13 protein-coding genes are annotated in these 14,732 nt (G+C 71.1%); 6 read left to right on the top strand and 7 right to left on the bottom strand.

Annotated elements, in window-relative coordinates; genetic code table 11:
- Position 1 precedes the first annotated feature (1 nt).
- Together ACFO8M_RS19595 and ACFO8M_RS19590 are read left to right on the top strand one after the other, a co-directional pair.
- The gene (locus ACFO8M_RS19595; RefSeq protein WP_387978673.1) at positions 2-1,735 is read left to right on the top strand and encodes an ABC transporter permease subunit; all 1,734 of its coding nucleotides are present in this window, start codon (positions 2-4) and stop codon (positions 1,733-1,735) included.
- Between the two features lie 130 nt (positions 1,736-1,865).
- Positions 1,866-3,362, top strand: coding sequence for an ATP-binding cassette domain-containing protein (locus ACFO8M_RS19590; RefSeq protein ID WP_387978671.1), 1,497 nt, complete (start codon positions 1,866-1,868; stop codon positions 3,360-3,362).
- A gap of 27 nt (positions 3,363-3,389) precedes the next feature.
- Here ACFO8M_RS19590 and ACFO8M_RS19585 read toward each other — a convergent pair whose 3' ends face one another.
- From ACFO8M_RS19585 to ACFO8M_RS19570, 4 genes are all read right to left on the bottom strand, one after another.
- A complete protein-coding gene (locus ACFO8M_RS19585) occupies positions 3,390-4,964 on the bottom strand; it encodes a lipase family protein (protein ID WP_387978669.1) in 1,575 nt (524 codons plus the stop codon).
- A 126-nt stretch (positions 4,965-5,090) separates the two neighbouring features.
- The gene (locus tag ACFO8M_RS19580) at positions 5,091-6,185 is read right to left on the bottom strand and encodes an NADH:flavin oxidoreductase/NADH oxidase (RefSeq protein WP_387978667.1); all 1,095 of its coding nucleotides are present in this window, start codon (positions 6,183-6,185) and stop codon (positions 5,091-5,093) included.
- A 31-nt stretch (positions 6,186-6,216) separates the two neighbouring features.
- The gene (locus tag ACFO8M_RS19575; protein WP_387978665.1) at positions 6,217-6,909 is read right to left on the bottom strand and encodes a type 1 glutamine amidotransferase domain-containing protein; all 693 of its coding nucleotides are present in this window, start codon (positions 6,907-6,909) and stop codon (positions 6,217-6,219) included.
- Between the two features lie 33 nt (positions 6,910-6,942).
- Positions 6,943-7,818: an NAD(P)-dependent oxidoreductase gene (locus ACFO8M_RS19570; protein WP_387978663.1), complete on the bottom strand. Its 876-nt coding sequence runs from the start codon at positions 7,816-7,818 to the stop codon at positions 6,943-6,945.
- A 163-nt stretch (positions 7,819-7,981) separates the two neighbouring features.
- On the opposite strand from ACFO8M_RS19570, the gene ACFO8M_RS19565 reads away from it, so the two are divergent.
- The gene (locus ACFO8M_RS19565; RefSeq protein ID WP_387978661.1) at positions 7,982-8,431 is read left to right on the top strand and encodes a MarR family winged helix-turn-helix transcriptional regulator; all 450 of its coding nucleotides are present in this window, start codon (positions 7,982-7,984) and stop codon (positions 8,429-8,431) included.
- Positions 8,432-8,487: 56 nt separating this feature from the next.
- Here ACFO8M_RS19565 and ACFO8M_RS19560 read toward each other — a convergent pair whose 3' ends face one another.
- Positions 8,488-8,787: a hypothetical protein gene (locus ACFO8M_RS19560; protein ID WP_387978659.1), complete on the bottom strand. Its 300-nt coding sequence runs from the start codon at positions 8,785-8,787 to the stop codon at positions 8,488-8,490.
- A gap of 230 nt (positions 8,788-9,017) precedes the next feature.
- Between ACFO8M_RS19560 and ACFO8M_RS19555 the strand changes: the two genes are divergently transcribed.
- Complete coding sequence (locus tag ACFO8M_RS19555; protein WP_387978657.1) at positions 9,018-9,266, top strand: SCO4848 family membrane protein; 249 nt, start codon at positions 9,018-9,020, stop codon at positions 9,264-9,266.
- A 121-nt stretch (positions 9,267-9,387) separates the two neighbouring features.
- On the opposite strand, the gene ACFO8M_RS19550 is transcribed toward ACFO8M_RS19555, so the two are convergent.
- Positions 9,388-10,314, bottom strand: coding sequence for an aminoglycoside phosphotransferase family protein (locus ACFO8M_RS19550; RefSeq protein ID WP_387978656.1), 927 nt, complete (start codon positions 10,312-10,314; stop codon positions 9,388-9,390).
- A 72-nt stretch (positions 10,315-10,386) separates the two neighbouring features.
- Positions 10,387-11,067: an NAD(P)-binding oxidoreductase gene (locus ACFO8M_RS19545; protein ID WP_387978654.1), complete on the bottom strand. Its 681-nt coding sequence runs from the start codon at positions 11,065-11,067 to the stop codon at positions 10,387-10,389.
- Positions 11,068-11,233: 166 nt separating this feature from the next.
- Between ACFO8M_RS19545 and ACFO8M_RS19540 the strand changes: the two genes are divergently transcribed.
- A complete protein-coding gene (locus ACFO8M_RS19540; protein WP_387978652.1) occupies positions 11,234-13,627 on the top strand; it encodes an autotransporter-associated beta strand repeat-containing protein in 2,394 nt (797 codons plus the stop codon).
- A gap of 323 nt (positions 13,628-13,950) precedes the next feature.
- On the top strand, positions 13,951-14,730 hold the full coding sequence (locus ACFO8M_RS19535) for a class I SAM-dependent methyltransferase (protein WP_387978650.1): 780 nt from the start codon (positions 13,951-13,953) through the stop codon (positions 14,728-14,730).
- The last annotated feature ends 2 nt before the right edge of the window (positions 14,731-14,732 follow it).

Raw genomic sequence — 14,732 nt, 5'->3', positions numbered from 1 at the left:
GGTGCGGACCACTCTGGCCAGGCTGGCCGCCCTGGCGACGCTCCTCGCCGTCGTGGGCCTGCTGCCGTGGCTGTCACGAAACGACCCCGCGCTCACGGTGCTCCGCGCCAAATCGGCCGAGCAGGAGGCGACCCCGGAAGCGCTCGCCGCGATCCGCGCCGACCTCGGGCTCGACGCCGGGCCGCTGGCGCTCCTCGGCCGGTGGGCCGCGGACCTGCTCCGCGGCGACCTCGGCACCTCCTGGGTCTCGGGCTATCCGGTGGGGCCCGCCGTGGCCTCCGGGCTCGGAACCTCGCTGACGCTCATGGCATGCGCGCTCGCGGTGGCGCTGCTCCTGGCGGCCGCGCTCTGCGCGCGGACGATCTGGCGCGGCGCCCGGGGCACCCTCGGCGAGGGCCGCCCCGGCGGCGCCCTCGGCGCGATCCTGGTGGCCTGCCCCGATTTCCTCATCGCCACACTCGGACTCATCGTCGTCGGCGTCTGGCTCGGCTGGCTGCCGACCTCGGGTTGGACCGGGCCCGCGAATCTCGTGCTGCCCGCGGTCGCGATGGGCATCCCGGCCGGAGCGCTGCTCGGCAGGCTCGTCGGCGACGCCCTCCCGGGCGCGTTCGACGAACGTTGGGTGGCGCTGTGGCGCTCGGCCGGCGTCACGGAGGGGCGGATCGCCCTCGGCGTGCTCCGGCGCGCACTGCCGGCAGTCATGCCGCAGTTCGGGATGGTGGTGATCGCCGTGACCGGCGGAGCCGTGGCGGTCGAGACGATCTTCGCGGTGCCGGGCATCGGCCGGACCGCACTGGGCGCGGCCAAATCCCAGGACCTGCCGCTGCTGCAGGGCTGCGTGCTCGCGCTCATGTGCCTCGGCCTGGCGGCCGGGGCGCTCGGGCACCTGGCCCGGCGCGCCATGCTCGGCTCCGGCCTGCGCGACGCCGCCCTGAGCCCGCCGCCGCCTCCGCGCACCCCCTCGGGCTCACGCCAGTACGCCGTCCCGGGGGCGCTCGCCGCCGTCTTGGCCGTGGTCGTGGTGTGGGGGCTGCTGCGGGATCCACTCACACTGGACGTCTCCGCGAAACTCCTCAACCCCTCGTGGACGCATCCCCTGGGCACGGACGCCCTCGGACGCGACGTGCTGGCCCGGCTCGGCCACGGCGCGGCGCATACGGTCGGCGCAGCGGTCGCGGTGTGCGCGTTCGGGTTCGCGCTCTCGCTCGGACTCGGATTCGCACCTCGCGTCTCGGCTGGCGTCGCCGACGTCGCGAACGCGGTCCCCGCCGTTCTCGCCGGGGTGCTCGTCGCCGCGGCGCTCGGCCCGGGGACGGCGGGCGCGGCGATCGCGGTCGCCCTGGTCTCATGGCCGAACCTGACCGCGCACGCGGCGGCGCTGACACAGGAGGCGCGCGCCGCCTCGTACCTGACCGCACAGCGGGCCCTGGGGGCGAGCCCGCGGTGGATCACCGTGCGGCACGTACTCCCGGAAGTGGCCGGTCCACTGGCGCGGCATGCGGTGCTGCGACTGCCCGGCACGGCGCTGGCGATCGCGTCGCTGGGTTTCCTGGGACTCGGGACCCAGCCGCCGACGCCCGAATGGGGGCTCCTGCTGGACGAGTCGCGGGCCTATGTGGAGGTCGCCCCGGCGGCCGCACTCGCTCCGGCCGCAGCTATTGCATGTCTTGCGGCCCTGGCGGTCTCAAGCGCGAACCTGGCGCGGCTGCCCCGCCGGAAGGCAGTGCTCGCATGAGAGCCAATCCTCCCGACATTCCCGGCTTCAGTCTTCAAATCAGACACCCAGGGACCCCCCGATCTCTACGGTGCCAGGCGGGTCCGACGATCCAGCACCCCAATGCATCACTCGAAAGGGTGAAGGCCCAGTGACCGACCCCATCCTCGATGTTCGCGACCTCCACGTCGCGATCGGCCCGACGGCGGCCGTGCGCGGCGTCTCCTTCCACATCGACCCCGGCGAGACCGTGGCCCTCGTCGGCGCCTCCGGCGCCGGGAAGTCCTTGACCGCCAAAGCGATCCTCGGGCTGCTCCCTCCATCGGCGCACACCTCGGGAAGCGCCGTGGTCGACGGGACCGAGGTCCTCGGTGCGGGCCGCACGGTTCTCACCGGGCTGCGCGGACGCACCCTCGCCTACGTCCCGCAAGACGCCCTCACCGTGCTCAGCCCGGTCCACCGGGTCGGCGACCAGATCGCCGGCGCCATCGCCTCGGTGCAGGGTCTCGGCAAGACCGCCGCGCGCGAGGCCGCGATCGACGCCCTCGACGCCGTCGGCATCCCCGACCCGGCCGTCCGCGCCCGCGACTACCCGCACCAGTTCTCCGGCGGCATGCGCCAGCGCGCCGTCATCGCCCTCGCCACGGCCTCCGCCCCCAAACTGATCGTGGCCGACGAGCCCACCACGGCGCTCGACGTGCGCACCCGGACCCAGATCCTCGACCTGCTCAGGGACCGTTGCGCCGCAACTGGAGCGGGCATGCTGATCATCACGCACGACCTGGCGGTGGTCGACGAGTACGCCGACCGGGTGCTCGCCATCGCCGAGGGCCGCCTGCTCGCCGACGCGACCCCGCAACGCCCCCAGGTCGAACCGCGGCGCGCGCTCATCGACTCGGCTCCGCTGCTGGAGGTCGAGGACTTGTCGGTGGCATATCGCGGTCGGTCGACGAGGCGCGCGGTGGACGGGATCTCGTTCGACATCGCCGCCGGGGAGACCCTGGCGCTGATCGGCCCTTCGGGTTCGGGCAAGTCCTCGACGGCCGCCGCAGTGCTGCAACTGGTCCGGCCCGCGAGCGGCACCGTCCACTTCGAGGGCCGGGAGCTGACCGGCATGCCCGAGCGCGAGTTGCGTGCGCTGCGGCCGCGGTTCCAGCCCGTGCTGCAGGACCCGTACGGCTCGCTCAGTCCGCGCGTGCGGGTCGGCGAGGCCGTGGCCGAGCCGCTGCGGGTGCAGCGCCGCTGGGACCCGGCGACCGGTCCTGCGAGGGTGCGGGAACTGTTCGCGCTCACCGGGCTCGACCCCGAACTGGCCGAGCGGCGCCCGCATGAGCTCTCGGGCGGACAGTGCCAGCGCGTCAACATCGCGAGGGCACTGGCGAGCGAGCCGCGCCTGCTGGTGCTGGACGAGCCGACCTCGGCGCTGGACGCCCCGTTGCGCAGGGAGATCTTCGAGCTGCTCATCGGTTTGCAGGAACGGCTCGGTGTGAGCTACCTGTTCATCTGTCACGATCTGGAGGCGGTGCGGGGCTTCGCGCATCGTGTGGCGGTGATGGAGCGCGGCCGGATCGTCCGTTTCGGTGCGACGCAGGAAGTGTGCGACGACCTCGCCGCACAGCGGGATCCGCGGGTGTCCGAGACGGCGTAAGGCACCGCGCATGGTCCAGGCGCCGTTCTAGAACCGGCCGAAGAGCCAGGCCCCTGGTGCGGGTTCGCCGACGCAGAAGCCGCGAACCGCGTCGACGATCTCGTCGGTGCTGACGCGCCCGTCCCCGTCGGCGTCGAGTGCTGCGGAGGTCGCGGCGGCTTCGTCGGGTCGCACGCGGCAGGCGGTCAGGAGCCGGTCGAGTTCGGTGCGGTCGAGGGTGCGGCTGCCGTCGTCGTCGACGAGGTCGATGACGGCCTCGGCGAGCGGTCGCACGGCCGTGGCGAATCCGGACCGGTCGCCGTCGCTCGCGGATTCCCTCGCGGCCCAAGCCCGGTACTCGGTGGCGCTGACCGTGCCGTCGGCGTCGGTGTCGGCGGCCGTGCGGACGGCGTTCCACAGTCGGCGGTAGCCGTCGCGGACGGCGGCGGCCTGCGGTGAGCGGGGTGCGTGTCCGAGGCTGCGGGCGAGGCGGAGCGCGAACGCGTCGTAGTCGTCGCGGGCGAAGCGGCCGTCGCCGCTGCGGTCGAGGAGGTCGAAGCGTTGGGTCGGCACGTCGCGCGCGGCGGCGACGGCTTCGAGGTGTTCGCGTCCGAAGTCGATCGCGTCAGGTTGGCCGGTCTCGAGCATCTCGGCGTGGTCGGCGCCGATGTGGGAGGCGTAGGCGACGTCGGCGCCCGCCTTGTGCAGGCCGTCGGCGAAGCGTTCGACGGGCTGGTGCGGGATGATCTCGTCGTCGCGGCTGGCGGTGATGAACACCGGCCGGTCGAGGTAGGTGACGGGGGCGCTGACGGCGTCGAGGACGTCGGCGATCTCGGGGTGCGAGGCGATGCCCGTGGTGCCGGCCTGGTCGTTGTCGATGCCGCGCACGGCTTGGCACATCTCGTGGAGCGTGGCGCGGGAGGCCCAGGCGACGAGTTCGGCGCCGAGCGGCGTGAGGACCGCGTCGGATGCGAAGTCGGTGCGGGTCGCGGCGATCCCGGCCAGAGTGAGCGGCACGATCGGGGAAAGCGGGGCGCTGCCCTCGGCGGTGAGCTCCGCGATGAAGTCGTTGACGCAGGCGGCGGGGGCGACGGCGATGGTGCCGCGGAAGTCGAGTTCGGGGGCGTACCCGGTGGCGATGTTGGCGACGTGCACGGCGGCGTGGCCGCCTTGGGAGTACCCGGCGACGAGCCAGGCGGGGGCGATGCGGTGGTTGAGGCTCTGGACGGCGCGGACGGCGTCGATCACGTCGTCGGCGACGGCCTCGCCGTTGAAGTAGGGGTGGGGGCCCGGGGTGGACAGTCCTTCGTAGTCGGTGGCGGCGACGGCGTATCCGGCGGCGAGCCAGCGGCCGATGTGCTCGAGTTCGGGGCGGGCGAACCCGGTGCGGGACGGGGCCGAGGCGTCGCTGAGCCCGGTGCTGCCGTGGGCGAAGCCGATGACGGGCCAGCCGTCCTCGGGGGCCTGGCCGGCGGGGATGAACGCGGTCCCGGAGACGAGACGCTGTTCGCCGTCGAAGCCGTTGCCGCGGTATTGGATGCGGTACGCGTCGGCGGCGGCTTCGGGCCGGTGCTGGCGGACGAGGGGCTGGTGGCGGACCAGTGTTCCGGGCGTCCAGGTCATCGGGTTCCCTCTCAATCCTCAGCGGAAGTGCATGCAGGACGAAAAGGATAAGCTCGGGCGCGGGTGTTTCCCGGGATCTCCGGCCGGTGTCGGGGGTGACCCGCGCGCGGCAGGTCACCCCCTAGGTCAGGCCCGCTTCGGCTCGGCGCGCCGGTACTGGCGCGGGAGCGGGTGGACCGCCCCGAGTTCGTGCGCGGCCTGGCGCGGCCAGTACGGGTTGCGCAGGAGTTCGCGGCCGAGGAGGACGGCGTCGGCTTCGTCGTCGGCGAGGATCTTCTCGGCTTGCTGCGGTTCGGTGATGATGCCGACCGCGGCGGTCGGCATCCCGGTCTCGCGGCGGATCCGCGCGGCGAACGGCACCTGGTATCCGGGGCCGACGGGAATCCCGGCGGCCGGGAGGTTGCCGCCGGTCGAGACGTCCAGCAGGTCCACGCCGTGCTCCCGCAGCAGGGCGGCGAGGCGCACGGTCTCGTCGGCGGTCCAGCCGTCGGGTTCGATCCAGTCGGTCGCCGAGAGCCGGAAGAGCACCGGCACCCGATCCCCCACGGCGGCGCGCACCGTGTCGGCGATCTCGATCGCGAAGCGGGCGCGGTGCTCGAAGACGCCGCCGTAGGCGTCCTCGCGGCGGTTGGACGCCGGGGAGAGGAACTCGTGGACGAGGTAGCCGTGGGCGGCATGCACTTCGATGACCTCGTAGCCCGCCGCGATCGCCCGAGTGGCGGCGTCGGCGAAGGCCGTGGCGACGCCGCGGATCTCCTCGACGCTCAGCTCGTGCGGCACGGCGTGGTCGTCGCTGAAGGCGATCGCGCTGGGCGCCACCGTCTGCCAGCCGCCTTCGGTCTCGCCCAGCGGACTGCCGCCGTGGGCTTCGCTGTCCGTGCTGGCCTTGCGGCCGGCGTGGGCGATCTGGATGCCGGGGACGACGCCTTGGCCGCGCATGAACGCGGTGAGGCGCCGGTGGCCCTCGACCTGGGCGTCGTTCCAGATGCCGAGGTCGTACGGGCTGATGCGGCCTTCGGGCGCGATCGCGGTGGCCTCCACCAGGATCAGGCCGGGGCCGCCGACGGCGCGGGCGCCGTAGTGTTGGAGGTGCCAGTCGTTCGGCACGCCGACCGCGGGTCCCGCGGCCTCGGCGCTGTACTGGCACATCGGGGCCATCCAGATCCGGTTGGGAATGGTGGTCCCGCGCAACGTGATCGGGGTGAACAGACTGCTGGTCACGGTGACTCCCTCAGGGTTTCGTGTCGGGGCGTTAGCGGATGAGAGCGACGAGGGCCTCGGCGGCTGCCGCCGAGGACTGCGGGTTCTGGGCGGTGACGAGGTTGCGGTCGACCTCGACGTGCGAAGTGAACGGGTCGGCGGCGACGAACTCGACCCCGGCGGCCTCGAGGCGGTCCTGCAGCAGCCACGGGGCCTTGTCGGCGAGCTGCGCCAGGTGCTCTTCGGCGTTGGTGAACCCGGTGGCGCGGTAGCCCGCGAACGCGTTCGCGCCGTCGTCCTCCGCGGAGAGCAGGGCGGCCAGGCCGTGGCAGACCAGGCCGACCGGCTTGCCCGCCCGGAGGGCCCCGGCGAGCAGGCGGCCTGAATCCGCATTGACGGCCAGGTCCTCCATGGGGCCGTGACCGCCGGGCACATAGACGACGTCGTATTCGTCGAGGTCGACGCCGGCGAGATCCGCGGGCTTCGCGAACTCGGGGGCCGTCTCGACGACAGAGCGGACGCGCGCGGCGGCCTCCGCGCCGCCGTTGGCGTCGTCGGTGAGGCTCCCCGGGTCGACCGGCGGCACCACGCCGCCCGGGGTGGCAACGGTGATCGCGTGCCCGGCGTTCTTGAACGCCTCCAACGGGACCACGGCCTCTTCGGCCCAATAGCCCGTGGTGTGCTTGGAGCCGTCGTCGAGCGTCCACTCGTCGGCACCGGTCATGATGAACAGGATCTTCGCCACGCTTGTTCCTTCTCGTTCTAGTTGTCGTTCTTGCTATTCGTTGAAGCTCGCGAAATAGGACGCGGCCATGTCCTCGCCGCCGTGCCCCTGCCCGGAGGCCCGGCGGAAGCGTTCGATCCCGGCTTCGGCCAGGTCGAGCCTGACGCCGTTCGCGCGGGCGGCCTCGAGGATGAGTCGGGAGTCCTTCTCGGCCGTGTCCAGGCCGAAGCTGGTGTTCCCGGTGTCGCCGTTCAGGATCAGGCCGCCCTTGATGCGGGCGTACCCGGCGTCGAGCGGGCCGCCGCCGATGATGTCGAAGAACCCCTGCGGGTCGACGCCGAGGCCTTCGGCCAGCGCCAGGACTTCCCCGATGCCGTGGGTGAGCACGAAGACCCAGCTGTTGGCGACGAGCTTGAGGCGCGTCGCGGAGCCGTCGGCGCCGTCCCGGCCGGTCCACACGGTCTTCGCGCCGACGGCGTCGAACACGGCGTTCGCCGCCGCATCGTCGTTCGGACCGGCGGCGAGCACGGTGAGCTTGCCGGCTTCGGCGGGTTCGCGGGTGCCGAGGACGGGCGCGTCGAAGAACACGAGTCCGTGCTCGGTCGCGAAGGCGGCCAGGTCGGCGACGCCGTCGATGCCGGCGGTGGTCGACTGGATCCACCGCGTGCCGGGGCGCAGTGCGGGGGCGGCCTGCCGCATGACGTCGAGCGCGGCGGGGCCATCAAAGAGGACGGTCACGATGACGTCGGCCTCCTGCACGGCTTCGGCGGGGCCGTCGGCGATGCGGATCCCGTCGGCGGCGAGCGGTTCGGCCTTGTCGCGGCTGCGGTTCCAGGCGGTGACCTCGTGCCCGGCTCGGGCGAGGTTGCGGGCCATGGCGGCCCCCATGATCCCGGTACCCAGGACGCTCACCGTCAGCTTGTCGCTCATGGACTCTCCTCTCTGCGGGCCCAGTCGGGCGGGCGCGGCCTCGGAACGGCCGAAGCCCACAATACTTGCAGACGCCGACTAATGCAAGCGACGATTATCGTTGGATGACCTATATCGCTGTACGCTAGTATCGAGACCGTACGCATCGAGGCGGAGGAGCACCGTGAGCACAGCAGCGTCCCCCAGCACCGCACTGGCTCAGCGCTGGTGCGCCCTGTCCGCCCTGCACGAGGGCATCGCCGACCACATCGAACGTCGGCTGGAAGCCGAGCACGGGCTGTCCGTCCGCGAATTCTCGCTGCTCACCGTGCTCGACCGCCAGGCCGAGGGCCGGCATCTGCAGATGCGTCAGGTCGCCGAGGCGATCGTGTTGAGCCAGAGCGCGACCACGCGCCTGGTGACCCGCATGGAGGACCGGGGGCTGCTGCGGCGCACCATCTGCGCCGACGACCGGCGCGGCATCTACACCGACGTCACCGAGTCCGGGCGCAAGCTGCTCGAGGACGCCGGCCCGACCCATGACCGGGCGCTGGCCGAGGCGCTCGAACAGGCCAGGAAGAACCCGGAGTTCACGCCGCTCGTCGAGGTGTTGGAGCGCATCGCCGTCAATTGAGCAGGGCGCGGAACGGTAAGGGCCTCAACGTCTCCGGAGCCGCTGCTGCCGCCTGCTCAGCCCTTCCAGAACTTCGCGCCGGTCCGGGCGAGGACGTCGCGCTGGGTGCGGCTGAGGTACTTCTCGTAGCGGTAGTTGACGTAGAGGACCGGCGGTTCGGAGTCGATGCGGAAGACGTTGCCGAGCCAGCGGACGGGGTGGTCGTCGATCAGCTCCCACAGCTGCACGATCCGCTCGCCCGGAGTGATGGTCATTCTGATGTGGAGGCCGGCGAAGTCGAGGTCGTCAATGCGGGCCCAGCCTGCGTCAGGGTCGGGGTAGCCGCTTGGCAGCGAGGCTTCATCGGGTCCGCTCATATCCGGGCCAGCCATTCCATGCATTGATGACATTCCGGTCTCCATCATCGCAGACCACGGTATGCACGCAAGTGCCGCACAGAGTGACACCAGGTCCGCAAACTCCAGGATAGTAGGCGCATCAGACAGACCGTTCTCCGGAGCGGGCGCGAAGCGGCCGGGAACGTGACCGGCGACCGGTGCGGTGCGCCCTGAATGACCGGTCCCGCGGGCGGCCGGATACTGGTGCCATGAAGCTCAGTCGCCCGGTCTCGGTGTTCCTGCTCGCCTTCGGGGTGTGGTCGGTGTTCATCTGGACCACGTTCGTGAAGAACCTGTTCGAGGACGTCAGCGGCCTGGCATTCGACACCGCGGGCGATCCGACGGGCTATTTCTGGGTCCACTTGACACTTGCGATCACCTCGTTCGGGCTCGGCGTCGCGGTCGGCGTGATCGGCCTGCGCGGCGCCCTGGCGGGCCGCCGCGCGAACCGCGGCTGACTCCTGAAGGGACGATTCGACTCATGGACGACTCGATCATGAGTCGGAAATCCGACCCGAGTTCATTCACCCGATCGAGATTTGGCGGCCACCGCGATGCGTGCGGCGGCCGCCCGGTCGACTAGCCCAGTTCGAGTGCGGCGACCGTGGCTTCGGCGGCGGCGAGGTCGCGCTCCCCTTCGACTTCGGTCAGGTGGTCGATGGCGCGCAGGAGGGCCCAGGCCCGGACGCGTTCGACGTCGGCGCCGAGGCCCTCGGCGACCGAGTGGAGCAGCTCGGTGCCGCTGTGGGGGCCGAGGAGCTGGGACATGAACAGGAAGTACCCGCCGTCGAAGGCCCGTTCGGCCAGATAGGGCTTGGGGTCGATGACCAGCCACGGCTCGCGTTCGGCGGAGACGATGTTGCCCAGGTGGGTGTCGCGGTTGCCGATGCCGAGCTCGGGCGGATCGGAAAGCCGGTCGCACAGGTCCAGTGCGAGATCGAGGCGGCCCGCGCCCGGCCCGCGGCGCGCCGTCCCCTGCGGATCGCTGTACTCACTGCGCCACTGGTCGAGCATCTCGGTGGCCGCCGGCAGCTCGGGGAAGCCTTCGACGGCGGCCACGGGACGCCACAGCCGCCGGTAGAGCCCGCAGGCGATCCCGATGCGCCGCCAGCCCGCCTCGGGCGTGCGGTGCCCGAAGAACCGGGTCGACTTGAGCCGGTTGCCGGGCACGGCCCGCTCCATGAGCATCGCTCCCGTCTCGGGGTCGTACTCGTGCAGACGCACCGCGCCGTCGCCCGCGTACTGGTGCAGCGCCGTGGGTTCGGCGGCGTTCTCGCCGTCGCGGTAGATCACCTTGAGGACCGCCTGCTCGCCGTTGTCGCGGCGCACCGGAACCACATAGGAGTGGCTGCCGCCGCCGTATGGCGGGCCGTCGATCCGCAGCGACCACAGCCGCTTCAGACGCCAGACCGTCTTTGGGAGGCCGTCGAGCCAGGCCTGACCGGCACTGCCGTGCCAGGCGAGGACGTCGCGGCGGACGGAGGAGGGAACCACACCGAATCGCATCCGTACAGTATCGAGCAACGCCTTTTGCCGCCGCAATCCGCATACGCATGGGCGGCAAGCATTCAGGTGTGATCAGTCCTCGGAGGCGAGCGCGTCCACCGCGTCGGTGACGGCGGTGTCACCGCTCCGCAGCTCCAGGACCAGCCGCGATACCGTCGGGCGACGCAGGAGTTCGGCGATCACGGCGGCCACATCGGAGCGGGTGACACTGCCGCGGCCCACCGGCGGTTCGGCCAGATGCACCTGGCCAGTGGGCTCGTCGTCGGTGAGCGAGCCCGGGCGCAGAATCACCCAGTCGAGGTCCCTGGTGCGCAGGTCCGCCTCGGCGGCGGCCTTGGCCGCGATGTACGCGGCCCACACCTCGTCGCGGTCGGGATCGACCTCGACGTCGACGCCCATGCTGGAGATCTGGAGGAAGCGGCGCACGCCCGCGCGTTCGGCCGCGTCGGCGAGCAGCACCGACGCCGCCCGGTCCACGGTGTCCTTCCGTGCCGCGCCGCTGCCGGGCCCCGCGCCGGCGGCGAACACCACCGCGTCCACCTCCCCGTACATCTCGGAGGCGAGGAGCCCGCCGAGGTGCTCGGAGTCGGCCTGCTCGAGGTCGAGGACGATGGGACGCCCGCCGATCGCGGTGAGGTCCTCGGCGTGGTCGGGATTGCGGATGAGCCCGGTGACCGAATGCCCTTCGGCGGCCAGGATCTCGGTGAGGCGCAGCGCGATCTGTCCGTGCCCTCCGGCGATGACGACATGCATACGGCCCAGCCTAACCCCGCCCGCGGCGCCGCGGGCCGCTCTGCGCCGCACCGGAGTAGGACTCACAATGGCCGCGGCCTGCGCAGCGGCTATCGCCACCGGGGCCGGGGAGCGCCTGCGCGACCCACCGAGAACAGCTGAAATCCACCGAGTAACTTGTTGAATCGTGAAGGATTCGCACACTCTGGGGCCGCCCGGCGGCCGCACCTTGGCACGCCTGCTGCTCGCCGCAGCCCTCGCGTTCCTGACCGTCCCGTTCGCCGCCGCCCCGGCACAGGCTGCCAACGACATCACCGGCCAGGTCCGCGCGGGCCAGGACGTCGTCCTCAACGGCGATGCCGTCGTCAACCTCGGCGGCGGCGAAGAAATCGTCTACGGCGGCCACTTCTCGGGGATCGGCACGCTCACCGTCAGCGGCGAGGGCAAGCTGACCCTCACCGCCAACTCGGACTTCGACATCCCCGAGGACCGCCGGCGCCAGCGCGTCGAGGCGCGCGGCGAACCCTGGTGGTGGAACACGATCGAGGACCCGGACCCGCCCGCGGTCACCGTGGAGTCCGGCGCGACCCTCCAGTACGGCGACGGCACGGGTTCGACCGGCACCATCGGGCACTACCCGTACGACCTGCCGAACTTCGAGTGGAACTCCTTGAACCACCAGGTCGACGGGACCCTGATCGTGGCGGTCCACGGCGGCCGCTACCACCCGGGCAATCTCAGCGGGTCCGGCTTCATCGTCCAGCCGCGCGGCACCTGGGACGGCCTCTCCCTGGCCGGCAACCACACGTTCTCCGGCGTTCTCTACAACGGCACCGCGATCCACTACAGCCAGCGCGAGTTCCTCTCCACCATGCCCGAAGTGGACACCGTGCTCAACCAGGGCTCGTTCATCATCGACACCCAGGACGGCAACGACACCGTCCTCGACGTCGACTTCTACTCGCGCGAGTGGGGCAACGACATCAACTTCCACTCCCAGATCTTCGGGAGCAAGGTCGTGGTCTCGGGGGTGTACTCGTGGGCCGATTCGGGACCGGACCACGACCCGTCGCTGTCGGACCCGAACTTGAACTACGAGGTCGTGGCCCACAACCACAACAAGCGGGGCATCAATATCGAAGGTGCGCTGGTGCAGTGGGGCGACGGCAGTTCCGACAGGTTCTTCCTGCCGGGCAACCGGGACACCGTGTACATCAACATGCACGCGAGGCGCATGCGCAGCCACTTGATCTTCAACTACAACGGGCCGGTGACGCTGAGCGCACCGATCTCCGGCGGGATCTACCACGACACGATGAGCGCCCGCGGTCAAGGCGATGTGACGATCGCGGGCACGGACGGCAATGACGTGACGTTCGCCGACGAGCAGAACTACAACGGCGCCACCACCATCGAGTCGGGGGCGGTCCTGCGTCTGGGCTCGGGCGAGGACGGCGGCGACGGCTGGCTCCTCACCGGCGACGAGCTCACCGCGATCGTCGACGACGGCGCACTCGTGGTCGACAACGTCGAGCACGAGACCACGCTCGAGGACATCAGCGGCTCGGGCAGCCTCGAACAGGCCGGTTCGGCGCCGCTCAGCCTCACCGGCGGCATCGGGTACACCGGCCCGACGACCGTCTCGGGCGGCACCCTGGCAATCACCGGTGGGGACATCGCCGCCTCCGAACGCGTCGAGCTTTCCGGCGAGTCCGCCGTGCTCGACCTCTCTCAGGTCGAGGACCAGACGTTGAACGACCTCAGCGGCGTCGCCGGAGCCTCCCTGCTGCTCGGCGCCGACGACCTCACTGTCGCCGCCGCGAACGACACCGCTTACGCGGGCGGCATCGAAGGCGAAGGCGGCCTGGTGAAGTCGGGCGCCGGCACATGGACCTACTCGGGCACGAGCACCGCCACGGGCGCGTGGACCGTGCCCGAGGGCGTCCTGGCACTCGGCGGCCCCGGTGCCGATGGCGCCGATCCAGACAGCGCGAGTCAATCCAGCGCCGATCCAAGCAGCGCTGCTGACGACGGCACTGATCAAGCAGGTGCCGAACTCGCCGGGAGCCTGGCCGTCGACCAGGGCTTGACGGTGCACGCACCGAGCGTCGTCGGCGGCGACCTGTCGCTCGGAGAAGCTTCGACCCTGACCGTGGGCTCAAACGGGGGGCTCACGGTCGGGGGCGAGGCCGCGTTGGACGGGACGCTGGCGGTCGCTTACGAGGAGGGCGATGCGCTCCCCGAGGAGATCACCGTCGTCACCGCGGCGGGCGGCGTCACCGGCACCTTCGGCAACCTGGCCCAGGACGCCGAACTCGAGATCGGCGGCGCGACCTATCGGATCGCCTACGAGGCCGACCAGGTCGTCCTGCGCACTGACACCCCGCAGGAGGCCGCCGAGGCGGCGGGCACCGGCGGTCTCGGCACGTCCGGGCTGCCATGGTGGGCTTATCTGATCGGTGGGTGCATAGTCCTCCTGCTCATCGGTCTCGGTCTACTGGCGTGGATCCGGTGGCGCCGCCGCGGTGCGGTGGCCGACGACGCCACGATGGAGCTTCCAATAGTGAAGGCCCGAAGCTGAAGCGGAGCTGAAGACACCTGAACCCGTCTTCAGGAAAGGTGTGTCCGGGAGCGTCTCGGAGCGTCTACTCAAATCGGATATGAGAGGGGCCCGGTCTCGGCGAAGCTTGCGAGCCGTAAATTGGTGCCGCGCAGAAATACCCGCGGGGTACGACACTGGTCCTCGACCGAGAGCCGGCATCCGGACGCCTTGGGCGCGAAAGTTGTACGCGTTCTGGCGGCGAACGCGCTAGCGTAGGCGGCTCCGTTCACGGCGGGGCGCCGGCTCCGCCGCGTTCAAGGAGGACGCCGCCGCGGCGGCGTCCGCGAGCAGAGAGGCATCGCATGGCCGTCGAGATCGAACGCACCAAGGGTAATTACGCACACGCCGGGAACCTCAAGGCCCGCGTGAGCCTCTACGACTACCGAACGCCCCGAATCGATCCGGTCGACATCGCCGCCGAGTTGGCGCCCGCCGACGCGCGATTCGTGCTCGACGTCGGATGCGGGTACGGCCGCTATCTCAAGCGGCTCCGCACCGATCACCCCGGAGCGACCGTGGTCGGCATCGACGCCGCGCCCGGCATGCTCGCGGAAGTCGAGCCGCCGATCATGGTGGCCGACGCCCAGTCGATCCCCTACCCCGACGACAGCGTCGACACGGTGCTCGCGATGCACATGCTGTATCACGTGCCGGACATCGCGAAGGCGGTCGCCGAGTTCCGACGCGTCCTCAAGCCCGGTGGCACTCTCCTGGTCTCGACCAACACCGATGACGACATGGCCGAGCCCTACGCCCACTGGGCGCGGGCGATCCGCTCGGTCCTGGGACCCGATGTGTTCTTCCCCGGCGACGAGGTCGCCAAGTCCGACTCCGCCAACGCCACTTCCTACCTCGAAGCCGAGTTCGCCTCGGTGGAACGCTTCGAGGAACGCGGACTGGTCTCGGTTCCCGAACCCGGTCCCCTCATGAACTATCTCGCCTCAATAAAGTCCTATGTCGACTGTGATGGCGCCGCGTTCGAGCGGATCCTCGCCGTCGCGGCGGCCGAGCTGGAGGCGCACTTCGCGGTGCACGACCGTTTCGAGTTCGAGAAGGCGCTCGTCTTCTATCGATGCCGGTAGCG

Origin of the sequence: Glycomyces rhizosphaerae, from assembly GCF_042647865.1 — a bacterium.
Lineage (GTDB): Bacteria > Actinomycetota > Actinomycetes > Mycobacteriales > Micromonosporaceae > Glycomyces > Glycomyces rhizosphaerae.
This window is presented reverse-complemented; position numbering and strand designations above follow the sequence as displayed.